The following is a 22,887-nucleotide window of genomic DNA, read 5'->3' as shown; positions in this document are numbered from 1 at the left end:
GGGACGGATCTGATGGGTCGACTGGAAGGGCGGGTAGCCCTCGTCACCGGCGGCGGTGACGGCATCGGGCGCGCCGTGGTCGAACGATATGTGCACGAAGGCGCGAACGTCGTTGTGCTGGAACGGGACAAGCAGCTGGCCGACGCGCTCGAAGAGGCGCATGCCGACCGGGTCGCCGCCGTCGTCGGTGATGTCCGCGATCCCGCCGCGCACCTCGCGGCCACCGCGTGCGGTCTCGATGTGTTCGGCCGAGTGGATATCTACGTCGGTAATGTCGGCGTGTACGACTACGGCGCGAAGCTCGACGACGCGGAACTCGCGGAACTGCCCGGCAATTTCCACGAGTTGTTCGCCACCAATGTGCTGGGCTACCTGCTCGGCGTCCGGGCCGCGAGCGCGGCATTGCGCAAGAGCCGGGGCTCGATCATTCTCACCAGCTCGTCGAGTGGGTCCTACGCGGGTGGCGGCGGCGCACTGTATGTGGCCTCGAAACACGCTGTCGTGGGGCTGATACGGCAGCTCGCCTACGAATTCGCACCGGACGTGCGAGTCAACGGCATAGCGCCAGGGGTCACCCGCACCGGCCTGACCGGCGTGGGCGGACTCGGCGGCGACCGCCACCTGCGCGAGGAGACTCGACTGCTCGAGAACATCGCCAGGACGATCCCGCTGGGATTCGTCAGCGAGCCGGAACAGCACACCGGTCTTTACGTGTCGCTGGCCTGCCCCGAGGACACCGGATTCGTCACCGGCGCGGTCTTTCCCAGTGACGGGGGACTCGAGGTGCGCGGGCGGCGAGCCGCGCGCGCGGGCCGAGCCGAGGAACAATCATGACGCGGCCGGAACGGGTGGTCGTCGTGGGCGGCGGTCTGGCCGGGCACACGGCGGCGGTGACACTGCGCTCGTACGGCTTCCAGGGGCGACTCACTCTGATCACGCAGGAGTCGACCGAGCCCTACGATCGTCCACCACTGTCGAAGGAACTGTTGGCGGGAACCGCGATTCAGCCCCAACTGAGCCCCGGCCTCGCCGATCTCGAGGTCGAACTGCGGACCGAAACCATCGCGGTCGGGGTCAAGCCCGGTGAAATCCTCACCACCGCAGGGGCATTCCCGTTCGACGCCGCCGTTTTGGCCCCTGGGCTGCGGTCACGGCCGCTGCGGAGCGGCACCGGCGCGCAACCAGCCCGGGTGCTGCGAACTCTTGAGGACGCCGTCGGGCTGCGCGCTGAAATGGCTGCGGGGCAAAGGGTGCTGATCGTCGGCGCGGGCCTGATCGGGGCGGAGGTCGCGACCGCCGCCGCTGCGGCCGGTTGCCGGGTCTCGGTGGTCGGACCGGACTTCGGCCCGGCCCTGGCCGCGGTGCCCGATTCGGTCCTCGACGAGATCCGGGGGTGGTACGACGAGTGCGGCATTCGTCTCACGATCGGGGTTCAGGTCCTCGAAACCACGCCCGCCGGAGTGCTGCTCAGCGATTCCAGCCGTCGCGCCGCCGACCTGGTGGTCGCCGCGATCGGCGGGTTACCCGCGACATCGTGGCTGGACGGCAGCCCGATAGCCCGGACTCCGGCGGGGTTCATCAGCACGGATGAATATCTGTGCACCGGTCTGCCCGGCGTCTACGCCGCGGGCGACGCGATCGCCTGGCGCTCGGCCCGATACGGCTGCGACATGCATCTCGAGCACTGGCATCACGGGGCCGACTCGGCCCAGACCGCGGCCCGGAACATCCTCGGCGCAGCCGAATCCTACGATCCGCTGCCGTACTTCTGGTCGCACCAGCTCGGCCACAGCCTGCACTACCTCGGCCGCCACGGCCGGGCGGATACCGCCGAGATCCGCCCGGATGCCCGCTCCGGGCGGGCGGTGACCTGGACCCGCGGCGGACAGCCGACGGCCGTACTGGCCCTGGACGCACCACATCTCGTCCGTCGTGCCCGCACCGCGCTCCAGTCGGCGGGCCGACCGGAAATCGGTGTGGCGCAATGACGAATTGGGATGCGGAGATGAAATCCACGAATCGACGATTCGGCGAGCTCGCCGAATCGCTGCGGATTCCGGTGCTGGCGGCTCCGATGTTTCTGGTGTCGGGGACCGACATGGTCACTGCCGCAGCGCGATCCGGGATCATCGGCACCTTTCCTGCCGCCAACGCGCGCACCATCGACGACCTGCGCGTCATGCTCGAGGGCATCACCGCCGGAGCCGACGGGGGCGCGTGGGGAGTCAATCTCATCGTGCACCGCACCTATGACCGGCTCGACGCCGAACTCGCCCTCCTGAGCGAGGCCGCACCCGCGCTGGTGATCACCGCGCTGGGGACTCCCCAGCGTGCGCTCGATGCCGTACATCGCTGGGGCGGATTGGTTTTCGCCGATATCAGCGCACCCGACCAGGCCCGCCGGGCCATTGCCGCAGGCGCCGATGGTCTCTCCGCCGTCTGCTCGGGAGCCGGGGGACACACCGGCAGGTACAGTCCATTCGCGCTGATCGCCGCGATCCGTGAGTTCTGGGACGGACCGCTGATCGCCGGCGGCGCGGTGTCCTCGGGCGCGGGCGTCCTCGCCATGCGCGTCCTTGGGGCCGACCTCGTCACCGTTGGCACGCGGTTGCTCGCGACCGCGGAGAGCCGTGCGGCCGAGGGGCATCGCCGGATGGTGATCGACGCGACGATCGCGGACATCATCACCTCCGACAGTGTGACCGGCGTACCCGCGAACTGGCTCACCGCGAGCCTGGACCGGCACGGGTCGAGGACCGGCGGCCCGACCGGCATCGACTTCTCCGGCGCCATCGCCGATTCCAAAGCCTGGCGCGACGTGTGGTCGGCCGGGGAAGGCGTCGGCGCGGTGCGCGGGCGGGAATCGATCGCCGAGGTGGTGTCCGCACTCAGCGCCGAATACGACGCGGCGCTGGCGCGCGTGCGAGCGGACTCGATTCCCGAGTTCACGCGGTTCGCCGCGCACCGTGCCGATTGATCACCCCGCAAGAACTCGACAAGATTGAATTCGCTCTACTGGAGGTTGTGGTGGCCGCTGTGACTACCGAGGAGATGACGGCCCGCCCGGAACGCGAGCCGTCCGCCAGCATGGTCGAATGCCTGCGCCGGGCAATGGCCGAGGCGCCCGATCGGACCGCGATCGTGTGCGGCGACCGGACACTGTCCTACGCCGAACTGGGCCGGGCGGCCGTGGGTTTGGCCCGCCGACTATCCGGGGCGGTGGTGGCTGGGCGCCCGGTCGCGGTCGTCATGCCGAATGGCCTCGAGCTGTCGGCCGCGATCTTCGCCGCCTGGCTGGCGGGTGCGCAGGTGGCCCTGATGAACCCCGGCTTCACCGGTCGTGAGCTGCGCCTGCTGCTCGAACGATCCGGGGCGAGTGTGGTTCTCGCCGCGGCGGGCGTCGCCGGGCCGGTCGCCACCGCGGCCGAGTCGTTCGGTCTCGAGGTCCTCGTGGTCGGCGGGGCCGACCTGCCTCTCGAATCCTGGTGCCGCGACGAGACACTCACTATTGCCGACGACCAGCTACCCGCGCCGGATCAGTTGGCCACCATGATGTTCACCGGTGGTACCACCGGTGTGCCCAAAGGGGTCGATCACACCCACCACACCCTGATGCTGACCGTCGGCGGCATGGAGTCGTGCTGGCCGACTCGGCTCGGCGTCGAGGTATGGCTGAATGTGGCGCCGTCGTTTCATATTTGGGGATTGCTGATGGGCATCCTCAACCCGCTCTACGGCCACGCCACCGTGGTGATCTGTCAGGGATTCAAGCCCGATGCGGTCGCCTTGGCCATTCGCGAGCACGGGGTCACCGTGTTCAGCGGAGGTCCGGCCGAGATCTACGCCGGTCTGCTGGCGAGTGAGCACACCAATCGCGCGAATCTGTCCACCCTTCGCGTCTGTCCTGGCGGCGGATCGAGGTTCTCCGCCCTACTGCACGAGCGCTGGATGCGCCGGACCGGCGTGGAAATTCGCGAGGCCTACGGGATGACCGAGCTCGCGCCGATCACCTGCAATCGGTGGGATACCGACCCACGGCCGGGTTCGGTCGGTCTGCCCGCGGTATCGGTCGAGGTCCGGGTGGTCGATCTCGAGGACCCGAGCCGATCGGCTCCCAGCCGGGAGGCGGGGGAGATCCGGGTTCGAGCGCCGCACATGACTGTCGGGTACCACGACCCGGCGCACGGCGACGGGGCCTTCGTCGACGGCTGGCTCAATACCGGGGATATCGGCTATCTCGACGACGACGGCTACCTGTTCATCGTCGATCGCAAGAAGGACATGCTCATCGTCGGCGGATTCAATGTCTATCCGCGCGAGATCGACGAGACGTTGTGCCACTTTCCGGGAATCGTCGATGCCACCACCGTGGGCGTGCCCGACGAACGACGAGGCGAGCGTCCGGTGTCGTTCATCGTCATCGACCGCGACGCGATTCTGGATTGGGCGGCGCTGGCCGACTACTGCGCGACGAATCTGGCGCACTACAAACAACCCCGGGACATCCGGGTGGTGGGGCACTTGCCGAAAACCGCCGCGAACAAGATAGATCGGCTCGCGCTGCGCAAGATGGCGGCAGACACCTGAGCCGGCCCTCGGGCACCTGGTCCAGCGGGTTTCCCGGATCCTTCCACGGGCTAAGCTGACATTTTCTACTTCGGCGAAACTACTTGGGAGGCCCACGCGTGGCTGCGCACACGGCGGTCGAGGGGGAATCGGCCTGGGAGGACAAGCGGCGGCGCATTCTCGACGGTGCCGCGGCCGTCTTCTCGTCCCGCGGGTACAGCAAGGGCACTACCAGGGAGATCGCGGCCCAGCTCGACCTCAGCCAGCCGTCCATCTACCACTACGTCGGGTCGAAGGCAGATCTGTTGCGCGAGATCGCATTACAGGTCGATCGGGACATGACGACCGCGCTGCACGACGGCTTGGCGGCGGGCAGCGACCCGGTCACCCAACTGCGCGCCATCGTCACCCGATTCACCCACGCGGTGATCGCGAACCACCTCACCTTCGCTGTTTATCGCAGCGAGCAGCGCTGGCTGGAGCCGGCGGTGGCCGAGGAGGTGCAACTCCACGAACGCGAATTCGTCGCCACTGTCCGCGGTGTCGTCGAGAAGGTGCAGGCACTGAGACAGCTACCGGACGCGCCGTCGTCGGTGCTGACCTTCGCGATTCTGAATATGGTCAGCGAAAGCCATCGCTGGTATCAGCAGGACGGCTCGCTCGATCCCGCGTCGATCGCCGATGCCTACTGCAAACTCATCGGGCTGCCGCCGCAGGATTGACGGCAGCACAACGGTATCGAGGTCTAGACGCGATGTCGTTGTGCTGCCGCTTTGTCGGTTGCCGCGAGATCGGAGCCCCTGCCCTGGCTCGAGGGGACAGGGGCTCCTCTGCTCGGATTCGAATGGCATTCACGTTCATGCCGATCGCGTTTCGGCGTCAGTGCTTGATTCAACGGGCTGTTCGGGTTGAGCGGGCTGTTCGGATTGGCCGGGTTGCCAGGGTCGTTCGCCCAGCAAACGTTGACGCACCAGTCCTGGAAAGCTCTGTCGGCTTTGAGTTCTGGTCGATCGCAGTCGGCCACGTCGTAGGTCCGCGGATCGGAAGGCGCCACCTGTGTCGGTGGTTCTGCAACGGCCGAGACCGTCGAGGCCGCGAGCGGGACCGCGGCTACTGCACCCGCGATCGCGAGGCGGGTCAACGATCTGCCCAGCCGAGTCATCGTGAAATTCACATCGAGCCTTTCGTCTCCACAGCGGGCGCGGTGCCTGCTGCAGCATGAAGTCGTGCCGAATCAACCGGCGGCGCTACTGGTGGACCTTGTTCTTGTGGACCTGATCGCGGTGAATCGGCCCGCGCAGAAAGCGCACGTATCGGCTGTGGCGGCTCCTGGGGGCCGTCCCCGGAACCAGGGCTGTCTCGGCGAGATCGAGTGAGTCCTCCAGTGCGGCGTCATGTAGCCATCGCCACATGAGTGCCCAGGTGAAGCGGTCCTTGCCGTGTGTGCGCATGACCAGCTCGTGGGTCAGGCGGGTATGGGTGGCGTCCAGTTCCTCCACGATGAATCCGTGTGTCCCGTCGAAGCCGAGCGGGCGATGGAAACGGAACAGGACCTCCCGTCCCGGAACGTATTTCACGCAGGTGTAGCGGATCGGTCCGTGGCCGCCCGTGGCATCGACGCTCAGCGGCCGATCGAACCGCATCGCGGGCCACTGTCCGACCGGCCACAGTCGGTCGTCGTCGGTGGACAGCGTATCGAGCAGTCGGCCGACCGCCCGGGCATCGGCTGCGATCACCCGGCTGTGGACATTGCGCACCATGAGCTGGACCTTTCATTTAGCGAATAATCTCTAATTTCAATTAGAGGCTACTCTCTAATACATGTCAAGAATGCCCGCCCACACCCCGGACTCGCTACTGGACGCGGCCGCCGACCTCGCCGCGGCCGACGGCGCGGCCGCGGTCACCATGAGCGCGGTCGCCGCAGCCACGGGCGCCCCGAGCGGCTCGGTCTACTACCGCTTTCCCGATCGAGCCGCGCTGCTGGCAGCCCTGTGGTTGCGCACCATTGATCGATTCCAGAGCGGGTTTTTCGCGGCACTGCGGGTCGATCCGCCGCAGCAGGCCGCCATGCGGGCCGCGCATCACGTGACCAACTGGTCGCGACAGCATCCGACGGACGCGGCGGTCTTGCTCTGGGGCCGCGAATCCTTCGGGTTCGCACAGTGGAGCGCGGAATCCCGAGACATGGCAGCGGCGCAGCAGGCCCGGCTGGACGACGCCATGCGCGAACTCGGCGACCGGCTGGGCTATCGCAGCCCGGCCGACCGACAGCGGTTGGCCTTGCTGATCATCGAGTTGCCTCATGCGGCCGTACGCCGCTGCGCGCGCAATGCCGACGCCGACCTGGCCGACGCTGCCGAGGCTGTCGACCGGATCGTCCGCGGCGCGGTCGGTGGAAATGTCACGCTGCCCGATGGCTCCGCGAGCAGCTAGTACGCGTCACCGCGGCTATCAGCGAAGACTGTCGAAACTCCCCGCAGGGTCGAGGTATTGAGCGTCGGCGACGCTGTGCAGAAGTTCCGTCATCGCGTGCAGGGCACCGCCGAGGGCTTCGATCGCGGTGTTCTCGGCGGGGTCGGTGGACCAGGTGGTCGGCTCGGTCATCGTCGGCTCCGAATCGTGTGTCACCGGATGGTGGGGGTGGCCAGATGGTGAATGGTGCGGCGCTGGTAGGCGTCGCCGGCGCGCAGCACGGTGGCCTCGTCGAAGTGCTTGCCGCTGATCGACATCGACAGCGGCATGCCGTCCGCCGACAGCCCGATCGGGAGGGTGAGAGTGGGGTTGCCGAGCGGATTCCAGTACGGGGTGTGCAGGGAAGCCAGCACATTCAGCGGCTGCAACTGATCGATGGCGTCCAGCCGGGGTGCGCCGAGGTGCCCGGTCGGAGTGACGACCAGATCGACGGCGGTGAGCAGTTCGGCCATGCGGGCCGCGGCGATCCGCCGGACACGTTGTGCCTGCACGTAATCCGATGCAGAGACGGCCGACCCGGACGCCAGGATGATGCGGGTGGCCTGTCCGTAATCCTCCCAGCGATTGCGCAATGCCGGACGGTGGTACGAATGAGCCTCGGCCAGCATGACAACGACATCGATGGCCACCACCTCGGGATACATCGGCACTTCGACGGGGACGATGCGGGCCCCGGCCGCGGCGAGGACATCTAGTGCCGCGGTGAACCGCTCGGGCTGGGCCGGGTCGATGCCCGCGTCGGCGTAGCGGTCCAGGTTGTCGACTCCGATGGTGAGGCCCTCGAGATCACCGGTGAGCACGCCCGGGTAATCGTCGACAGGTGTTGTCGCGCTGTAGGAATCGGCCGGCTCGTGCCCGGCGATGATCGACAGCAGCAGTGCGCAATCGGCGGCGCTGCGGGCCACCGGCCCCACATGATCGAGGGTGTAGCCCAGTGGCACCACGCCGGACTTGGGCACGCGGCCGAAAGTGGGTTTGAGTCCGGTGATTCCGTTGAACGCGGCGGGGATTCGGATGCTTCCGGCGGTGTCGGTGCCGATCGCCGCCAAGCACATGCCGGTCGCGACGCCACTGGCGGATCCGGAGCTCGACCCGCCGGCCCAGCGGTCGGTGTCCCAGGCGTTGCGCGGAATCGGGAAGGGCTTGTCCGGATCCGGCACGCCGACAGCGAATTCCATGGTGGTGGTCTTGCCGGTGATGATCGCACCGGCTTGCTCGAGCCGCTTCACCACCGCGGCATCACCGGTGGCCAGGGCCCAGGCGGGGTCGAGCACCAGGCTCTGTGCGGTGGTCGGTCCGTGCCGGCTGACGAGAATATCTTTGATGCCCAACGGGATTCCGTCCAACGGCGCCAGGGGACGCCCGGCCGCGATCTTTGCATCGACCCGGGCGGCCCGCTCGCGGGCGATATCGTCGAACCGGGTCAGGTACACGCCGACGCGGTCGTCGAGGGCGTCGGCGGTGGCCAGGCATTGTTCGAGTAGTTCACTCGCGGTGATCTCGCCATGGCGCAGTGCTGCCGTGGCATCGGTGACGGTGGTGATCCGGGTGGTCGTGGTCACGGGTGTCCTCATCAGCAGGGTCGCGGGGGCAGGGAGCGGGTCAAATCGATGCGGGGTATGTCACCGAACTTCATGACGACATCACCGCGAAGAGCGCCGAGTGCGTAGTCGACCGCCTCACCGTCTGGATTGCGAATCGTCTGTTCCCACAGCAGGATCGGATCACCCTGCGCGATGTGGAGCAGTGTGGCGGAGCAATCGTCGGCAGCGGCGGCCTGTACGGCCAGATCGAAGCCCGCGACAGTGACATCGCTGGAGTGCAGCAGCGAGTAGAAGTCGGTCCGAAACTCCTGCTGGTCGACTCGCGACGCCTCCGTGGAACGGAGGTAGTTGGTGAAAACCGCCATCGGCCGGTCGTCGATGAGCAACACGTAGTCGATGCACAGGCAGTCGTCGTCGACCGCGACACCGTCGAGCTGAGCAGCTACCGCGCTCGGCGCGGGTATCCAGTTCCAGCGCAGTAGACGCGGCGTGATGTGGCCGTCGGCCAGATACGTCTCGAACAAGTTGCCTTGTGGCGGAAGGACACCCGGCACCACGTACTCCTCGCGGATCGTCATGGTGCCGACTCCCCGTCGTCGTTCGACGAGTCCGTCGCGGCGCAGCAGGTCGAGCGCTTCACGCACCGTCTCCCGTGACGCCTGATGCTGCGCCATGAGCTCGGATTCGGCCGGAAGCCGGCCATCGACGAAAGCGCCTCGGCGAATCTCGGCCCGCAACAGGTCGCGCACCCGCCGTGCCGCCAATTGGATGGAGCCGGGCAACAACTGATCGAACCGACGGCGGAGCGTCAGGCGGCCAGATCGGTCGCCGACGTTCGCACCTGGAACCCGGTGCTGTCGATGATCGTGCATGACGCCAGGTTGCGTGCTCACGCCGTTACGCGGCGGAGTATCGAGTTAATGCTGAGTTACGCCGGAATCGGCATTGCGCGCGCCACCGCTACCTGCGAAAACGTCTCGCCGACAGCAATGTTTCGCGGGGTCACACACCGCTGTCGGCCCGGGCGCCGCTGGTCATCCGTGAATGTGTCGACGGTCGATGCGAACCGATACCGACGAAACCTCCCCAGGACCACCGCGCCGAACACGGTCCACAGTCCCAGCACCCACACGATGAAAAGCGGTGGCGTGATGCCGCGACGGTCCAGCCACAGCGCGGTCAGCCCGACCAGGACCAGCGGAATTCCGAAACTGTCCAGCGACAGCCACAGTGCGCTGTTGGCCGGGCTCATCACGGCCAAGTCGTCATGCCACAGCGCCCCACTGAACCAATCGCCGGCATAGCGCGCGGCGCGCATCCAGGTCAGGGCCAGGATCGTATGTGCGGCACCGAACAACACGATCAATCGGCCTGCCCACGCGATCACCGGACCTCCTCGGTTTCGCGCACGGCCCCGACGGACCTGACCGAATCATGCTGGCGCCACGCGTGATCCCACCGCCGCATCATCGCGGGTTCGTTCCAGCCCAGCAGGGCACCGAGCCGCCGGCGCACCGCGAACAGGAATCGCACCGGCGCGGAAGCGGTCGCCGGGCCAGCGCCCGCACGGATCGCGGCGAGGACGACCGGAAAGTCGTCCGGTCCGGCGCCCGGCGCGCGAAATGTCCACACATCCTGCACCCGGAAGTCCGGCGCGAGCTCGTGGATGCTCCATGGCCGGTCGGTGTGCTCGGCGTGGGGGAGTCGATTGGGCAGCACAGCTGCGAATGGCATGGCATCGTCCTCTTTGGTTATACGGTTGCGTATAATTGGAGGCCAGGGCAGTTATACGGTTCCGTACAACGCTGGATACGGGTGAGGTGGATCACGGCATGGGCGCGCTGCGCACACCACGCGAAACATGGATCGACGAAGGGCTGCGGGTGCTGGCCGCGAAGGGCGTCGATGCCGTGCGCGTCGAGGTACTGGCCAAGGCGCTAGGGGTGACCAAAGGCGGGTTCTACGGCTACTTCGCCGACCGCGAAGCGCTCCTGGCGGCAATGCTGGATACCTGGGAACGCGAGGCGGTCGACAATGTGCTCGAGCAGCTCGAGCAGACCGGCGGCAGCGCATTGGACAAGGCTCAGCTGGCCGGTCGGCTCACCTTCTCCGACGATCGGTTGCTCCCCATCGACCTGGCCATCCGCGACTGGGCCCGGCGCGACGGGGCCGTCGCCGAATGTCTACGTCGAGTGGACAACCGGCGCATGGACCTGCTCCGCGACGCGCTCGCAACGGTCTGCTCGGATCCCGACGAGATCGAGGCTCGTAGTCTGCTCGCCTTCTGCACGGCCATCGGTAGCCACTTCCTCGCCGCCGACCATCCTGGCCGCACTCGCGAAGAGGTGATCGCCCGCGCGGGTGATCTGATCCTGAACCGCACGGCGGGTGGGAACCGATCGAAGGGGTCCGTGAAATGACAATCGAACGAACGCCGCACGGCAAAAGCGTTGAGGTGCACGGGATCTTCCAGAAGGTCGCCGGGTACTACGATCGGATGAATGCCATCATGACCCTCGGTCGGCACCGCCGATGGTGCCGTGAAGTCGCCGAGAGCCGATCGTGGAATGGGGAATGCGTACGGTCGTCCCGCTGCTCGGTCGGGTCGTGTCCGGAGACCGGTCGTCCTATGCCTATCTCGAATCCAGCACGCGAGCTTTCGGGTCGCCTCAGGAGGTCGCGGATCTGTTGAGGCGCCTGGGGTTTCGCGACATCAGTTGGGGCACAATGTTATTCGGCACGAACGTCATTCTGTCGGCGACCAAGTCGCACTGAACGTCACCGTCCTGTGGCGTGCCTCTCTATTGGTTGTACGCACTCGTATAACGGGTCTAACGTCCTGTTATACGCAACCGTATAACAGGACAGGAGGCCCCGATGTCCAGGAAACTCCCCGAAATAGAGCACACCGCCCGCCCGTGGCGCATCCACGAGATCGCCCCCGACTTCCGGATCGAGGATGTGTGGGCGTTTCGCACCCCCGGGGCCGGGCCGGACGATTTCCCCGTGATGCGCGCCGCGCTGCGGGCGAGCGGCGGGCTGTCCCAGAATCCTCCGCTGGTCGCGTTGGTGTTCGCGGTGCGATGGAAGCTCGGCGCGATCTTCGGCTGGGACAAGGCCGAGACCGGTCTGGCGGGTCGGGTCGGGTCGCTGCGCGACCGCCTGCCGGATGACCTGCGGTCGGCCGAATCCGGGGGACCGGCAGGCGACACCCCGTTCACTACCGTGTACGAGCTGCACGATGAATCCGCCGACGAACTAGCGAACAAAACCGTGCACACGATCATGCACCTCGGGTGGGTCCAGGGCGACTCGGGTGATTACGAGCTGCACATGGCGGCCCTGGTCAAACCGAACGGACTCTTCGGGCGGCTGTACATGGCTGGGATCGCGCCGTTTCGGTATCTGCTGGTCTATCCGGCACTGACGCGACAATGGGAACGCGCCTGGCGTGAGCGGGCGCACCCGAACACCGGACGGGCCGCGAGCCACGGAGAGTTCGAATGATCCACTCTCCCAACGCTGATCCGCTGCCCGTCGTCGGGGAGAAGGCATCGTGAACGGGCGTTCCGGACCGGACGTGACCGAGGGCGTGCTGACGCACGGTCTGCCGTATCGCGCATTCGGGTCGGGGCGGCCGTTGCTGCTGCTGCGATGGTTTGCTCCAGATCACGCCAATCCCACAGGGCTGTTACGCATCTCGGAGACCGCGATGCTCGAGCCGCTCGCCCGGTGCTTCCGGGTGTATGCGGTGTCGAGGGCACCGGGGATGGCGGCAGGCACCACCATGGCCGAGATCGCGGCCGAGCACGCCGACGCGATCAGCGCCGAGTTCGGCACGGCCGTCGACGTTCTCGGAATCTCGTCGGGTGGCTCGATCGCCCTCCAGATGGCCGCGGATCACCCGGATGCGGTGCGGACGCTGACGGTTGCGTCCTCCGGCGACACGCTGTCCGAAGCCGCCCGGACAGCCCAGATGAACTACGCATCAGCGCTGGCGGCAGGCCGCCGAGGACTGCATCATCTCGCGCCCGCCGTATCCGGCTCTCGAATCCTCGCCGGATTCGCGAGCGTCGTGATGTGGCTCGCGGACCCGTTGCTGAGGCCGGCCTGCGCTGCCGACGCCGTGGCCTTTCTGCGTGCGGAAGACGTATTCGACATCGGTGCCCGGCTCGGTGACATCACCGCGCCGACATTGGTGATCGGCGGCGACCGCGACACCGGCTACCCCGTCGAGACCTTCCGCAGGACTGCGGCGGGCATCCCCGGCGCGCGGTTGATCATCTATCCCGGAGCGACCCATATGGGAGTGATCCGACACGCTCGATTCGCCGAGGACGTTGCCTCATTCACCGCCACTCGAGAACGGACAAGGTAGCGGCACCGGCGAACCGGACCGCGATCATCATCGAGACCGAGACCGTGGATTCCGTCAGCCCCGGTGCGGCGGTTGTACACCGACCCCATGTCCCGGCGCGCACCGCCAAACCGGGGGGAGTTCCATCGACATCGATGGCGAACCCGCCGCGCTAGGACCGACCGGATATCGTCCCCTACGGTGCTTGGCTCACTGTGGGCAGTTGTCCCCGCAGGCGTGGGTCATGTGCTGGTCGAAGAGCCGGACCAGAATGCCCGCGTAGGACGGGTCCTCGTTGGCTCATAACCCAGCGGTCGCAGGTTCAAATTCTGTCCCCGCTACCAACGAGGGCGGTCCTGACCAGTAGGTTTCGGGACCGCCCTGAATTTTGGTCGAGGTTCTTGGCAACGGATTTGGCACTGGGACTGTTCGTGGTCGCGAAGCTCGCTGTGAAGCACGGGATTTAGGTTCGCTTGGCCGAGTCCGTCTACAGCGGCATCCGAGCTGTAGTGCTGATTCCGTCCAGCGTGATCACCGACTTCGACGAGCATCATCTCGGCGCAGTCGTTCCGACACGAGTTCCAGCGAAACCCGCTCTCGTGCAGGCGGCGCGAACCACGCTGGGCGTGGCCGTCTCGCCTCGGATCGCTGAATCCGCCCGCCCGCACCCGGTTTCGAGCTCGCCGCCGCTCGAAACCGCCTCGCCACAGCCGTCCGACCATCGCCCACCGCTGCCGCAGCGCATCCGCCGCTCCGGTCCCGTCGAACCGGTCCGTCACCAGCCCGCGCCACCGAGGCAACGGACCGCGGACGAGGCACGTGACCGAATCTCGGCAGTGATGGACGCCAGCCGCAGGGCCCGCCGCCGCTCCTGGTCGGCGAGACCCAGACCCACACGACACGCCTCCCCACGAAAGGTGACGATGACCGCCGCCAACACCCTCGACTGGTTGCTCGACGACATGATCGCTCGCCTACCCGGCGTTCGCTACTCGGTAGTCCTGTCCACCGGCGGCCTGCTCCTCGGCCGCTCGGCCGCTCTCACCCGCGATGACGCAGAACGCTTCTGCGCCATGGCCTCCGCGGTGCACGGCCTCGCCCGCGGCGCTGGTCTGCATTTCCAGGCGGGCGACGTCTGCCAGACCATGATCGAACTCGATCACGCCGTCCTCTTCATCACCGCTGCGGGCCCAACGCCTGCCTGGCCCTGCTCGCCGACGAGACCGCCGACCTCGGTATGGCGGCCTACGAGGTCAACAGAGTCGTAGACCGGGTCGGTGCGCACCTGTCGGTACCCGTGCGCAGTGGGGAGGCAGGGCACCCGGCAGACTGAGGGAATGGGTTCTGGTTCGTCAGCTCGGCCGTCGCCTGCGGATCTGGCCGCGGCGCAAGACAAGACCATTCCCGATGTGATCGGGCTCGGCTTGCATGTGCTGTTCTGCGGAATCAATCCGGGCCTGTGGTCCGGGGCCACCGGAAATCACTTTGCTCGTCCCGGAAATCGGTTCTGGCCTGCATTGCATCGGTCCGGCTTCACGCCGCGCCAACTGCGGCCCGACGAGCAGCAAGAACTGCTCGGGCTCGGCTTGGGGATCACGAATGTGGCTGCACGCACGACCGCCAAAGCCGAGCAACTGACCGCCGACGAACTGCGCGCCGGCGGACGCGCCCTGGTTGATCGGGTCGAGCAGTACCGACCCCGGGTACTGGCCGTACTCGGTATCGGCGCTTACCGCACGGCCTTCGGTCGTCCGCGCACCACGATCGGCCCCCAACCCGAGCGGATCGGTGACACCGCGGTCTGGGTTCTGCCCAACCCCAGCGGGCTCAACGCCCACTACACACTCGACGCCCTCGCCTCGGAATTTCGCGCGCTGCGCGAGGCGGTCGAAACCGGTTGACCGCTACCTGTGCGCGAATTCGCGCAGGTGCAGGCATACGGCGGCGGGGTTGCCGCCCGCGGACTCTGGCGATCTTGAACTCCCGGACCTCGGCAAGGAGATTCGAGTCCACCACCGATGCATATCTAACCAGGGCGCAAGTGGCGCACCGGTTGAGGCTGGCCCCGAAGACGCTCGCAAACTGGGCGTCAATTGGCCAGGGGCCGAAGTGTATTCGGCTCGCAGGTGACGAGTCCGATATCCCAGCGAGGACTACTTCGAGTGGGAGCGGGCGCAAACCGATCCGTAGCGCAGAGGAAGGGGAGATTGCCTTGGCCAGGGACAAGCTGGTACCAGGCGGACCGCCGACAAAGGCCCAGCTGACCCCTAAGAAGGGACTTGACGGTGTCTGGCGATTGGACCGCATCCGGCATCGGACGTTCGGCGGCGGCTATACCACCACGGGCGGGTCTGGGTACACCCGCGACGAGTGCCTCGAGGACTGGGAGGAACGGTTCGAGGTCAACCGAAACAAGGGTTCGGTTCGCCAGCGCCGCAACAACAATGCGTCGAGAAAGTTCGTGCTCGACGACAAGATGATCGATGTCTTCGATTGGTTCATCGACCTGTGTGAGAAGCGGTGGCGAAGGGAGAGATCAAGCCGCAAACGGTGAACATCTATCGTCGGATGATCTACGTCTCCGATGGGCCGAGATCCAAAGACGATGCGATTCGGCTGGAAACGGAGATGGGCGACTTGACTCTCCGCGAAGTGGGGGATTCGGGCTACCTCGCCGACTATCTGGAGGACATCGCAACCGTAGCGCCGGGGATAGCGCACCAGCACTACACAGTCCTCTCGGCGATCTTCCAGCGGCTCGTGCTGAGCGGTCCGTTCGAGTACAGCCCGATGCTGCCCGTGTCGAACCCGTCCGCACGCGGGGGACAGCAGCGGGCGTTGAGGCTGGCGGAACGTGAAGCGCTGTATGACCTTTCATCGCTCGGGCGCAGTAGACGAAGTATCGCTGCGGGCTGGTGACGAGTGCGCTGTCATCCATCTCTGCGGCAGGGTCATCAAGGGCGAGCACGGTTCCTTCCGCCAGGAGAAGCGCAAGAACAATGGGCGCTTCTATTACCTGACGCTGCCAATGTGGCTGACGGTCGAGTTGCGGGAGTGGCGTCGACTGGCCGGCGATGTCGATGAGACCACTCATGTACTGGTCAGCAAGCGGGCGTGCCTGGTGTCGACGGCCGCCGCGGATCAACTGCTGCAGAAGGTGGTTCGGGGCACAGCCCTGGAATGGGTGCAGTACGGCAACCTGCGAGACACTGCCGCGACACACGTAACAGGCAAGACGAACGATCCGCTGCGGGCCAGCGCTCAGCTGGGGCACAGAGAGGCGTCCACGATCGTGACTGTGCACTACATCGACCCGGAGGGGTACACCCGTCCAGCGGTGGACAACGTGGTGGCAATGGAGTCGCTGCGACCCTCAAAACGTGAGCAAAGTGTGAATCTGGAGGCCGCGTGAAGCGGGAGCGACGCTGTGACCTTGACGTTCGGCAGGTTGGTGGCGTATCGAATGGGGTAGAGCTACCTATGTAAGCGGTACGACGACGCGTGGAGAGAGGCGGTCCAGGTGTCGATGCGTCCTTCGTTGCCGACTCGGCTCTGGCGGGTGCGGCCGTGGAACCGGAATCCGCTGCTGCGTGTCTCGGATCGGGCCGAGGTGGTGCTGCGGGCGGTGGCCGTGGTGGTCGTGGTCGCGGCGGTGCCGGTGGCGGGGGCGGTGGGGAGCGTGAGCTATACCGGCGCGCAGGATCGGATCGCGGCGCAGGATGCGGGGAAAGTCAGGGTGACGGCCACGGAGACCGCGGATGCCGTGCGGTTGCCGGATTCGGATCATTACGCGGGCAATCAGGCGCGGTATCAGGCGCCCGTGCAGTGGAACAGCGACGGCAAGACCGAGACCGCCACCGTGGACGTGCCCGGGCCGCAGGTCGCGGGGGCCACGGTGACGGTGTGGATCAAGAACGGGCAGCCGACGCAGGCGCCCGCACGGCCGGGAGCCGCGGCCGCCGAGGGGATCGGGACCGGGCTCGCGGTGCTGGTCGAGACGTGGTGTGCGGCCGCCGCGACCGTGTGGTTCACGGGCACGGTGTTCGATGCCAGGCGTTATGCGCGCTGGGAGCGTGAGTGGCGTGGCATCAATCGGCCGATCGGGAAGGACACCCTGTAGCGGGTGGGATCGTCTGTGCCGGTTCAGTATTCGCCGTCGATCAGGTTCTGTGGTGGCTCGCCCGCCAGGTAGCGTGCGATCTCCGCGGTGGCGATGGCCCAGCCGCGCTGCAGGTTTCCGCTGCTGCTGCCACCGACGTGCGGGGTGAGCAGCAGGCCCGGTGCGTCCCACAGTGGGTGGCCGGCGGGCAGTGGTTCCGGATCGGTGACGTCGAGGATGGCGCGCAGCCGGCCGGATTGCAGTTCGGCCAGCAGGTCGTCGGTGCGCACCACGGGGCCGCGGGCGGCATTGACGAGAATCGCGCGGTCGGGCATGCGGGCCAGGAACGCCGCGTCGACCATGCCGATGGTGGCCGTGGTGACCGGAACCATGAGCACGACCGCATCGAAATGCGGGAGCAGGTCGGGGATTTCGCCGACGCCGTGCACGCCCTCCCGGGCCTGCGTACCGACCAGTTCGACTGTGGTGTCGAACGGCAGCAGCATGCGCCGCAATTCCGTCGCCAGATCACCCGCACCGATGATCAGGATTCGCTTGCCGTGCAAGGTGTCCGTGCGGTGCTGGATCCAGCGGTGCTCGCGCTGGGCAACGGCGAATTCGACGAATTCCCGGTAGACCGTGAGCAATCCGGTGATCGTCCACTCGGCGGTGCTCGCCCCGTGCGCACCCCGGGCCGTCGAGATCATCACCCGATCCGGCAGCTCGCCCACCCAGGCCTCGGCGCCCGCGGTCAGCAGCTGCACCAGCCGCAGCTTCGGCAGCGACCGGGCCAGCGCCATGCTCTCCGGCCGGCCGGCCAGGAAGGCGGGCACCAGCACCTCCGCCGCATCCGCCCCGGCGGGCGGCGGCTTGCCGAGGGTGTAGCGCATTGGCCGCGCCCCCTCGAGCCGGGAGATCGCCGCATAACCATGGTCGTCGGGAACCAGCACCGTCACCGTCATGTCAGCGACGCTAGCCGACCGGCCGAATCCCGGTCGGCGCGGTCGGTTCCGATCAGTACCGGGGATGGGCGAGGTAGCGGGCGGGCGCGCCCAGCAGCCAGCGGATCAGGGCCACGGTCAGCACGATGATGCCGAGGGCGGTGAGGGCCGGGGTGGCGATGAGCCAGCCCGCGTCGAGCAATGCGAGGCCGAGCACGGCGAGCATTCGATTGTCCTCTGCGGACCGGAGTCCTATTTGGCGGCGGATTCGGTTTTCGCGGGTGTCCCCGGACGGTTGAGGAAGCGGTTGACCGACCAATTCGGCTTCGCGAATACACGTTTCGGCGTCGTCTTGGGCATGGGAACCGCCTGCTTTCGGGGCTGCTCCACGTTACGCGCCGCCGTGGCCGCCGGCGCCGGTTTCGCGAGTTCCTTTCGCGCCGCGGCCATCTCGCGCCGCGACTGGCGCAGCTCGCGCCGCGCGACCGTGCCGCGTCGCGACGTGGTCCAGATTCCGGCCAGCGTGAGGATGAATCCCGCCGTGCCGATCGCGCCGATCAGGATTCCGTAGGCGAACAGCAGCCCGGCGGATCCGTGATAGGTGTGGTCGAAAACGGTGAAGCCATTCGGAAGCGCATGTGCGCCACCGCTGTTGGCCTGGATCCCGGCCACGCCCACGGTCACAGCACCCAGCAGAGCGATGAGCCCGATGATTGTGAACATAGTGGGGCAATGCCCGTTCGTCCGCTGGTCAAACCCCGGACCGGTGGGTTGTCCGGCGAGTCCCGTCCGCGGAGTCTGTCGGCTCACGGCCATCCGGTGTCCCGTTCGCGGACTGTTCCTGTCCCGTGATGCGCTGCTGGTAGGTCCGTAGGACTGTCAGCTGGGCCGATTCGGCGGCGTGGTCGGCCTGGCGGAGGGCCGCGACTTGGTCGGGTGGGTCGGCGATGAAGAAGCTGCCGCTGCCGGGTTTGCCGGCGATCCCGAGTCGGTTCATCTTCTTCGGCACTGGTGCGCCCTGGTAGTCCAATGGGACTGGGTGGCCGTGGTCGTCGACGGGGCCGAGTGATTGGTGCAGCTCGATGTATTCGCCGTGGGGGAGGCGACGAATAACGCCGGTTTCGATGCCGTGCTCGAGTACGGTCCGGTCGGCTCGCTGCAATCCGACGCAGATCCGGTAGGCGATGAAGTAGGCCAGCGGCGGCAGCAGCAGGATGCCGATGCGGCCCGCCCAGGTGGTGGCGTTGAGGGAGATGTGGAACTTGTACGCGATGATGTCGTTGGCGCCCATCAAGGTCAGGATCACATAGGTGGTGATGGACATGGCGCCGATGCCGGTGCGCACCGGCACATCCCGGGGACGTTGGAGCAGGTTGTGGCGGGCGGTGTCGCCGGTGAGGCGCTTCTCGATCCACGGATAGACGATCAGCACCGCGAAGATCAGGCCCATGATCAGGGCGACCCAGAATGCGGCGGGAATGGTGTAACGGCCCAGATACAGTTCCCACGGTGGCATGGTGCGGGCCAGGCCCTCGGTCCACATCATGTAGAAGTCCGGTTGCGATCCTGCCGACACCTGGGAGGGGTTGTAGGGGCCGAGGTTCCAGATCGGATTGATCTGCAGCAGGCCGCCCATGAGCGCCAGCGCGGCCAGCGTGAACGCGAAGAACGCGCCCTGATCCAGGGAGAAGACCGGCACGATCCGAGTGCCGATCACGTTGCGTTCGGTTCGCGCCGGACCGGGGTATTGCGTGTGCTTCTGGTACCAGACCAGGGCGATGTGAGCGGCGATCAGGGCGAGCATGATGCCGGGGATCAGCAGCACGTGGGTGATGAACATGCGGGGCACGATGATGTCGCCGGGGAAGTCGCCGCCGAAGAGCAGCCAGTGCAGCCAGGTGCCGACGACGGGCAGGCCCATCGTGATGCCGCCGAAGGCCAGTCGCAGCCCGGTGCCCGAGAGCAGATCGTCGGGCAGCGAATAGCCGAAGAAGCCCTCGAACATGGCCAGGATCAACAGGATGGCGCCGATCACCCAGTTGGCCTCGCGTGGTTTGCGGAACCCGCCGGTGAAGAAGACGCGGAACAGGTGCACGATCATCGAGGCGACGAACAGCAGTGCGGCCCAGTGGTGGACCTGACGGATGAACAGGCCGCCACGGACTTCGAAGGAGATGTTCAGGGTGGATTCGTAGGCCCGGGACATCGTCACTCCGCGCAGCGGCTGATACGGCCCGTTGTAGACCACGTCGGTCATCGACGGATCGAAGTACAGCGTCAGATATACGCCGGTCAGCACCAGGATGATGAAGCTGTAGAGGGCGATCTCACCGAGCAGGAACGACCAGTGCGTAGGGAAGACCTTGTTGATCGACCGTTTGATGAAAGCCGCGAGGCGATAGCGCTCGTCGGCCGCGTTGGCCTGGACGGCGAGGGCGGATGTGTGGCGTCGGATCCGTGCCATGACCGGTCTCCTTCGGCATGCCGGGTGGCGTCACCCGGCAGAGCGTGACATCACGCCTTGTCGATCTTGGTGTACGCCGCGAAGATGAAGAATTCATGAAGATCAACTCGCTGCGTTCCGGAGGCGCGGCGTAGGTGTGGTCATGAACGGGATGGACTTTCGCGTCGGGGTTGCCCGGCGTTGCCGATGCCGAGAGTGTGGGCGGGAGGTTGATCCATATGCGGGTGCTGGTGGTCGAGGACGAGCCGAAGATGGCGCGGCTGCTGCGGCGTGGGCTGACCGCGGAGGGGTACGCCGTCGACGTCGCGGCGGATGGACCCGATGGTTACGGTGCGGCCGCCAGCCGCGCATACGACGCGGTCGTGCTGGATGTGATGCTGCCCGGATTCTCGGGGTTCGAGGTGTGCCGGCGATTGCGGAACGAGGGCGTCTGGGTGCCGGTGCTGATGCTGACCGCGCGCGGCGCGGTGCGCGACCGGCTCACGGGGCTCGACGACGGTGCCGACGACTTCCTCACCAAACCGTTTCATCTCGACGAGCTGTTCGTCCGGTTGCGGGCTCTGCTCCGGCGCGGCCCGGTCCCGCGGCCGGCCGTGCTGCGGGTCGGCGATCTCCGCATCGATACCGCGGCACGACGATGCTGGCGCGGTGACGATGAAATCGTGCTCACTGCAAAGGAATACGCACTGCTGGAGATGTTCGCGCGGCAGCCCGGCGCGGTGCTGACCCGGGAACTGCTCACCGAGCACTGCTGGGATTTCGCATACGAATCGCGCTCCAATGTCGTGGACGTCCACATCCGCGGACTACGGGAAAAGATCGACCGTCCGTTCGGCGTGATCTCACTGGAGACCGTACGCGGCGCGGGCTATCGGCTGCGCAGCGACGGCGGCCGGAGAGAAAGTCCCACAGCATGATTCGCCGCTGGCCGCTGCGGTCTGCTGCCTACGGGATTGACGCGTGCAGACCGATCCCGCGCAGGATCGGTTCGGCATCCCGCGGGCGGTCAGTCGAGAATGTCGACGGCGGTGAGGATATCGGTGGTTTCGGTGCGGGTGGCGTAGTTGGGGTGAACATCGATCCAGCGAATTGTTTTGTCGCTGCCGATGACCAGCACGGTTGGCATCGGCAGGCCGTATCCGTTGTCGGCGTTGAATGTTGGCAGATCCAGGCCCAGGCTTCGCTGGGCTTCGCGGACCTGGTCGGTGGGTGCGGTGAGGACGCCGAGTGCTCGGGCGATCTGGTTCCCGGGATCGGAGAGCACGGTGAAGGTCAGATCGTTCTTCTCCGCCATGGTCAGCGAGCCGTCGGGCTTCTGCGGACTGAGCGCGATCAAACCGATGCCGCGCTCGGTCAGGGTCGGCGCCAGCTGCTCTTCGTATGCCCGCAGCGCCAGGTTGCAGTAGGGGCACCAGGCACCGCGGTAGATGACGAGGACCGCCGGCTTCCCGGCGAGGGCAGCGTACAGGCTGGTGGGGTTGCCATGCACGTCGAGGAGGTCGGCGTCCGGCATCGCAGTTCCCGCCTGCGCGACGCCCTCGGGGATCCCGTCACTGGCGAGGCCGGCCTGCTCGGCGCCGAAGGCGGCCAATGCGCTCTCGGGGATCTGGTCGGCCATGGACTGGTGCATGAGCTCAACGCGCTGGGCGATGGTGGTGTTCGTGCTGGTCATATCCGTCCCTTTCCAGGCAGTGGAAGTGAGGAGACAAGCACCCGACCCATTCGGCCCGGTGCTCGGCGAAAATGGATTCGCTACTCCAGTCCTACCGAGAAGAAATTGGACTATCAATGCCACTTTTCTGGGCGTTGTCCGAGGCGGGCCGGGTGCGGGACGTGATGTGGTCGATCATCGTGTCCAGGGCGATTTCCAGTGGCGCGGTGTCGCGTTGCAGCTGGGTCAGCAGCAGCGCTCCCTGCAGCGCGGCCAGGGTGGTGGTGGCGAGTTTGTCCGGGTCGGCGGCGGGGTCGAGGCGACCGGCCTCGGCCATGGATCGCAGCCCGGACCGAACCCCGGATTCCCAGCGGCGGAACGCGGTGGCGACATCGGCGCGGGCAGTGGAATTGATCTCGGCCAGTTCACTTCCCAGCGAACCCAGGGGGCAGCCGCCCCGGCAATGCATCCGTCGCTGGTGCGCGACGAGGAAGTCCCGCCAGGCCCGGAAACCGTCGACGGTGTCCAGTCGGGCGAACATGGGTTCCTGCCCGCCGACGACGGTGTCGCTCTGGTAGGCGATCACCGCGCGGATCAGCGCGTTCTTGTCGGTGAAGTAGTGGTAGACCTGCGAGTTGCTCACCCCGGCTGCATCGCGTACGTCCTCGACGGTGGTCGCGGCGACACCGTGCTCGAACATCAACTGCGCTGCCGCCACCACGATCCGTTGCCGCGTCTGCTCGCCCTTCGGTGTCAAGCGCCGCGGCTTCGTGCTGCTCATAACCTTCAC

At 66.7% G+C, this 22,887-nt stretch carries 29 protein-coding genes and 1 pseudogene; 18 read left to right on the top strand and 12 right to left on the bottom strand.

Annotated elements, in window-relative coordinates; genetic code table 11:
* The first annotated feature begins 12 nt into the window (after positions 1–12).
* The 5 genes from ACFXHE_RS19865 to ACFXHE_RS19845 all read left to right on the top strand — a co-directional run bounded on the left by ACFXHE_RS19865 (position 13) and on the right by ACFXHE_RS19845 (position 5,288).
* Positions 13–834: an SDR family NAD(P)-dependent oxidoreductase gene (locus tag ACFXHE_RS19865; RefSeq protein WP_379384971.1), complete on the top strand. Its 822-nt coding sequence runs from the start codon at positions 13–15 to the stop codon at positions 832–834.
* Positions 831–1,988 (top strand): NAD(P)/FAD-dependent oxidoreductase, encoded by a 1,158-nt coding sequence (locus ACFXHE_RS19860; RefSeq protein WP_379384969.1) that lies wholly within the window; start codon positions 831–833, stop codon positions 1,986–1,988. The genes ACFXHE_RS19865 and ACFXHE_RS19860 overlap by 4 nt, the downstream gene beginning before the upstream one ends.
* 17 nt (positions 1,989–2,005) lie before the next feature.
* Complete coding sequence (locus ACFXHE_RS19855) at positions 2,006–2,977, top strand: NAD(P)H-dependent flavin oxidoreductase (RefSeq protein ID WP_379384967.1); 972 nt, start codon at positions 2,006–2,008, stop codon at positions 2,975–2,977.
* A gap of 50 nt (positions 2,978–3,027) precedes the next feature.
* Positions 3,028–4,587 (top strand): class I adenylate-forming enzyme family protein, encoded by a 1,560-nt coding sequence (locus ACFXHE_RS19850; RefSeq protein ID WP_379384966.1) that lies wholly within the window; start codon positions 3,028–3,030, stop codon positions 4,585–4,587.
* Positions 4,588–4,685: 98 nt separating this feature from the next.
* Complete coding sequence (locus ACFXHE_RS19845; RefSeq protein WP_379384964.1) at positions 4,686–5,288, top strand: TetR/AcrR family transcriptional regulator; 603 nt, start codon at positions 4,686–4,688, stop codon at positions 5,286–5,288.
* Between the two features lie 525 nt (positions 5,289–5,813).
* Here the strand turns inward: ACFXHE_RS19845 and ACFXHE_RS19840 are convergent.
* Positions 5,814–6,326: an SRPBCC family protein gene (locus ACFXHE_RS19840; protein ID WP_379384962.1), complete on the bottom strand. Its 513-nt coding sequence runs from the start codon at positions 6,324–6,326 to the stop codon at positions 5,814–5,816.
* Positions 6,327–6,387: 61 nt separating this feature from the next.
* On the opposite strand from ACFXHE_RS19840, the gene ACFXHE_RS19835 reads away from it, so the two are divergent.
* Positions 6,388–7,002, top strand: coding sequence for a TetR/AcrR family transcriptional regulator (locus ACFXHE_RS19835; RefSeq protein WP_379384960.1), 615 nt, complete (start codon positions 6,388–6,390; stop codon positions 7,000–7,002).
* Positions 7,003–7,020: 18 nt separating this feature from the next.
* On the opposite strand, the gene ACFXHE_RS19830 is transcribed toward ACFXHE_RS19835, so the two are convergent.
* The 5 genes from ACFXHE_RS19830 to ACFXHE_RS19810 are packed head-to-tail and all read right to left on the bottom strand — an operon-like array spanning position 7,021 to position 10,319.
* Entirely contained in the window at positions 7,021–7,173 is a 153-nt protein-coding gene (locus tag ACFXHE_RS19830; RefSeq protein ID WP_379384959.1) for a hypothetical protein, read from the bottom strand.
* A gap of 20 nt (positions 7,174–7,193) precedes the next feature.
* Positions 7,194–8,603 carry an amidase gene (locus tag ACFXHE_RS19825; protein WP_379384957.1) on the bottom strand — a complete coding sequence of 470 codons (1,410 nt, stop codon included), beginning with the start codon at positions 8,601–8,603 and terminating at the stop codon, positions 7,194–7,196.
* An 11-nt stretch (positions 8,604–8,614) separates the two neighbouring features.
* Positions 8,615–9,457, bottom strand: a complete 843-nt coding sequence (locus tag ACFXHE_RS19820) for a GntR family transcriptional regulator (protein WP_379384955.1) — start codon at positions 9,455–9,457, stop codon at positions 8,615–8,617.
* Positions 9,458–9,513: 56 nt separating this feature from the next.
* Positions 9,514–9,972, bottom strand: a complete 459-nt coding sequence (locus ACFXHE_RS19815; protein ID WP_379384954.1) for a DUF6463 family protein — start codon at positions 9,970–9,972, stop codon at positions 9,514–9,516.
* Entirely contained in the window at positions 9,969–10,319 is a 351-nt protein-coding gene (locus ACFXHE_RS19810; protein WP_379384953.1) for a DUF2867 domain-containing protein, read from the bottom strand. The genes ACFXHE_RS19815 and ACFXHE_RS19810 overlap by 4 nt, the downstream gene beginning before the upstream one ends.
* 98 nt (positions 10,320–10,417) lie before the next feature.
* On the opposite strand from ACFXHE_RS19810, the gene ACFXHE_RS19805 reads away from it, so the two are divergent.
* From ACFXHE_RS19805 to ACFXHE_RS19755, 11 genes and pseudogenes are all read left to right on the top strand, one after another.
* Positions 10,418–11,005, top strand: coding sequence for a TetR/AcrR family transcriptional regulator (locus tag ACFXHE_RS19805; RefSeq protein WP_379384951.1), 588 nt, complete (start codon positions 10,418–10,420; stop codon positions 11,003–11,005).
* Positions 11,002–11,127 (top strand): annotated as a pseudogene (locus ACFXHE_RS19800) (class I SAM-dependent methyltransferase); the annotation flags it as partial. The gene ACFXHE_RS19805 and the pseudogene ACFXHE_RS19800, both read left to right, overlap by 4 nt.
* 32 nt (positions 11,128–11,159) lie before the next feature.
* Positions 11,160–11,360: a class I SAM-dependent methyltransferase gene (locus tag ACFXHE_RS19795; protein ID WP_379384949.1), complete on the top strand. Its 201-nt coding sequence runs from the start codon at positions 11,160–11,162 to the stop codon at positions 11,358–11,360.
* 102 nt (positions 11,361–11,462) lie between these two features.
* Entirely contained in the window at positions 11,463–12,092 is a 630-nt protein-coding gene (locus tag ACFXHE_RS19790; protein WP_379384947.1) for a DUF2867 domain-containing protein, read from the top strand.
* A gap of 49 nt (positions 12,093–12,141) precedes the next feature.
* Positions 12,142–12,963, top strand: coding sequence for an alpha/beta fold hydrolase (locus ACFXHE_RS19785; RefSeq protein WP_379384945.1), 822 nt, complete (start codon positions 12,142–12,144; stop codon positions 12,961–12,963).
* A 902-nt stretch (positions 12,964–13,865) separates the two neighbouring features.
* A complete protein-coding gene (locus tag ACFXHE_RS19780; RefSeq protein ID WP_379384943.1) occupies positions 13,866–14,210 on the top strand; it encodes a roadblock/LC7 domain-containing protein in 345 nt (114 codons plus the stop codon).
* Positions 14,211–14,279: 69 nt separating this feature from the next.
* On the top strand, positions 14,280–14,843 hold the full coding sequence (gene mug / locus ACFXHE_RS19775; protein WP_379384941.1) for a G/U mismatch-specific DNA glycosylase: 564 nt from the start codon (positions 14,280–14,282) through the stop codon (positions 14,841–14,843).
* A gap of 311 nt (positions 14,844–15,154) precedes the next feature.
* Positions 15,155–15,496 (top strand): hypothetical protein, encoded by a 342-nt coding sequence (locus ACFXHE_RS19770; RefSeq protein WP_379384940.1) that lies wholly within the window; start codon positions 15,155–15,157, stop codon positions 15,494–15,496.
* Positions 15,463–15,861 carry a hypothetical protein gene (locus tag ACFXHE_RS19765; protein ID WP_379384938.1) on the top strand — a complete coding sequence of 133 codons (399 nt, stop codon included), beginning with the start codon at positions 15,463–15,465 and terminating at the stop codon, positions 15,859–15,861. Before ACFXHE_RS19770 ends, ACFXHE_RS19765 begins: the two co-directional genes overlap by 34 nt.
* Positions 15,809–16,354, top strand: a complete 546-nt coding sequence (locus ACFXHE_RS19760) for a hypothetical protein (protein WP_379384936.1) — start codon at positions 15,809–15,811, stop codon at positions 16,352–16,354. Before ACFXHE_RS19765 ends, ACFXHE_RS19760 begins: the two co-directional genes overlap by 53 nt.
* A gap of 114 nt (positions 16,355–16,468) precedes the next feature.
* Entirely contained in the window at positions 16,469–17,062 is a 594-nt protein-coding gene (locus ACFXHE_RS19755) for a hypothetical protein (RefSeq protein ID WP_379384934.1), read from the top strand.
* A gap of 23 nt (positions 17,063–17,085) precedes the next feature.
* Here the strand turns inward: ACFXHE_RS19755 and ACFXHE_RS19750 are convergent, their stop codons facing one another.
* From ACFXHE_RS19750 to ACFXHE_RS19735, 4 genes are read right to left on the bottom strand one after another with little or no spacing between them, the layout of a single operon-like run.
* On the bottom strand, positions 17,086–18,003 hold the full coding sequence (locus ACFXHE_RS19750; protein WP_379384932.1) for a 2-hydroxyacid dehydrogenase: 918 nt from the start codon (positions 18,001–18,003) through the stop codon (positions 17,086–17,088).
* Between the two features lie 52 nt (positions 18,004–18,055).
* Positions 18,056–18,208, bottom strand: coding sequence for a hypothetical protein (locus tag ACFXHE_RS19745; RefSeq protein ID WP_354850676.1), 153 nt, complete (start codon positions 18,206–18,208; stop codon positions 18,056–18,058).
* 26 nt (positions 18,209–18,234) lie between these two features.
* On the bottom strand, positions 18,235–18,705 hold the full coding sequence (locus tag ACFXHE_RS19740) for a hypothetical protein (RefSeq protein ID WP_379384930.1): 471 nt from the start codon (positions 18,703–18,705) through the stop codon (positions 18,235–18,237).
* A gap of 28 nt (positions 18,706–18,733) precedes the next feature.
* Positions 18,734–20,446, bottom strand: coding sequence for a cytochrome bc complex cytochrome b subunit (locus ACFXHE_RS19735; protein WP_379384929.1), 1,713 nt, complete (start codon positions 20,444–20,446; stop codon positions 18,734–18,736).
* A gap of 218 nt (positions 20,447–20,664) precedes the next feature.
* On the opposite strand from ACFXHE_RS19735, the gene ACFXHE_RS19730 reads away from it, so the two are divergent.
* The gene (locus ACFXHE_RS19730) at positions 20,665–21,363 is read left to right on the top strand and encodes a response regulator transcription factor (protein ID WP_379384928.1); all 699 of its coding nucleotides are present in this window, start codon (positions 20,665–20,667) and stop codon (positions 21,361–21,363) included.
* An 89-nt stretch (positions 21,364–21,452) separates the two neighbouring features.
* Here ACFXHE_RS19730 and ACFXHE_RS19725 read toward each other — a convergent pair whose 3' ends face one another.
* Positions 21,453–22,118, bottom strand: coding sequence for a peroxiredoxin-like family protein (locus ACFXHE_RS19725; RefSeq protein ID WP_379384926.1), 666 nt, complete (start codon positions 22,116–22,118; stop codon positions 21,453–21,455).
* Positions 22,119–22,209: 91 nt separating this feature from the next.
* The gene (locus ACFXHE_RS19720; protein ID WP_379384924.1) at positions 22,210–22,878 is read right to left on the bottom strand and encodes a TetR/AcrR family transcriptional regulator; all 669 of its coding nucleotides are present in this window, start codon (positions 22,876–22,878) and stop codon (positions 22,210–22,212) included.
* Positions 22,879–22,887: the final 9 nt, after the last annotated feature.

Origin of the sequence: Nocardia sp. NPDC059229 (assembly GCF_042754165.1) — a bacterium.
In the GTDB taxonomy this organism is placed as follows: Bacteria; Actinomycetota; Actinomycetes; order Mycobacteriales; family Mycobacteriaceae; genus Nocardia.
The sequence above is the reverse complement of the archived record's forward strand: the minus strand, read 5'-3'. Positions and strand labels throughout refer to the sequence as shown.

Coding starts and splice junctions, on each gene's coding strand:
- ACFXHE_RS19830 (WP_379384959.1), bottom strand. CDS start 7,173: ATGACCGAGCCGACCACCTGGTCCACCGACCCCGCCGAGAACACCGCG.
- ACFXHE_RS19760 (WP_379384936.1), top strand. CDS start 15,809: ATGACCTTTCATCGCTCGGGCGCAGTAGACGAAGTATCGCTGCGGGCT.
- ACFXHE_RS19865 (WP_379384971.1), top strand. CDS start 13: ATGGGTCGACTGGAAGGGCGGGTAGCCCTCGTCACCGGCGGCGGTGAC.
- ACFXHE_RS19750 (WP_379384932.1), bottom strand. CDS start 18,003: ATGACGGTGACGGTGCTGGTTCCCGACGACCATGGTTATGCGGCGATC.
- ACFXHE_RS19730 (WP_379384928.1), top strand. CDS start 20,665: ATGCGGGTGCTGGTGGTCGAGGACGAGCCGAAGATGGCGCGGCTGCTG.
- ACFXHE_RS19840 (WP_379384962.1), bottom strand. CDS start 6,326: ATGGTGCGCAATGTCCACAGCCGGGTGATCGCAGCCGATGCCCGGGCG.
- mug (WP_379384941.1), top strand. CDS start 14,280: ATGGGTTCTGGTTCGTCAGCTCGGCCGTCGCCTGCGGATCTGGCCGCG.
- ACFXHE_RS19790 (WP_379384947.1), top strand. CDS start 11,463: ATGTCCAGGAAACTCCCCGAAATAGAGCACACCGCCCGCCCGTGGCGC.
- ACFXHE_RS19795 (WP_379384949.1), top strand. CDS start 11,160: ATGCGTACGGTCGTCCCGCTGCTCGGTCGGGTCGTGTCCGGAGACCGG.
- ACFXHE_RS19720 (WP_379384924.1), bottom strand. CDS start 22,878: ATGAGCAGCACGAAGCCGCGGCGCTTGACACCGAAGGGCGAGCAGACG.
- ACFXHE_RS19735 (WP_379384929.1), bottom strand. CDS start 20,446: ATGGCACGGATCCGACGCCACACATCCGCCCTCGCCGTCCAGGCCAAC.
- ACFXHE_RS19860 (WP_379384969.1), top strand. CDS start 831: ATGACGCGGCCGGAACGGGTGGTCGTCGTGGGCGGCGGTCTGGCCGGG.
- ACFXHE_RS19780 (WP_379384943.1), top strand. CDS start 13,866: ATGACCGCCGCCAACACCCTCGACTGGTTGCTCGACGACATGATCGCT.
- ACFXHE_RS19805 (WP_379384951.1), top strand. CDS start 10,418: ATGGGCGCGCTGCGCACACCACGCGAAACATGGATCGACGAAGGGCTG.
- ACFXHE_RS19725 (WP_379384926.1), bottom strand. CDS start 22,118: ATGACCAGCACGAACACCACCATCGCCCAGCGCGTTGAGCTCATGCAC.
- ACFXHE_RS19835 (WP_379384960.1), top strand. CDS start 6,388: ATGTCAAGAATGCCCGCCCACACCCCGGACTCGCTACTGGACGCGGCC.
- ACFXHE_RS19820 (WP_379384955.1), bottom strand. CDS start 9,457: ATGCACGATCATCGACAGCACCGGGTTCCAGGTGCGAACGTCGGCGAC.
- ACFXHE_RS19810 (WP_379384953.1), bottom strand. CDS start 10,319: ATGCCATTCGCAGCTGTGCTGCCCAATCGACTCCCCCACGCCGAGCAC.
- ACFXHE_RS19855 (WP_379384967.1), top strand. CDS start 2,006: ATGAAATCCACGAATCGACGATTCGGCGAGCTCGCCGAATCGCTGCGG.
- ACFXHE_RS19755 (WP_379384934.1), top strand. CDS start 16,469: ATGCGTCCTTCGTTGCCGACTCGGCTCTGGCGGGTGCGGCCGTGGAAC.
- ACFXHE_RS19745 (WP_354850676.1), bottom strand. CDS start 18,208: ATGCTCGCCGTGCTCGGCCTCGCATTGCTCGACGCGGGCTGGCTCATC.
- ACFXHE_RS19740 (WP_379384930.1), bottom strand. CDS start 18,705: ATGTTCACAATCATCGGGCTCATCGCTCTGCTGGGTGCTGTGACCGTG.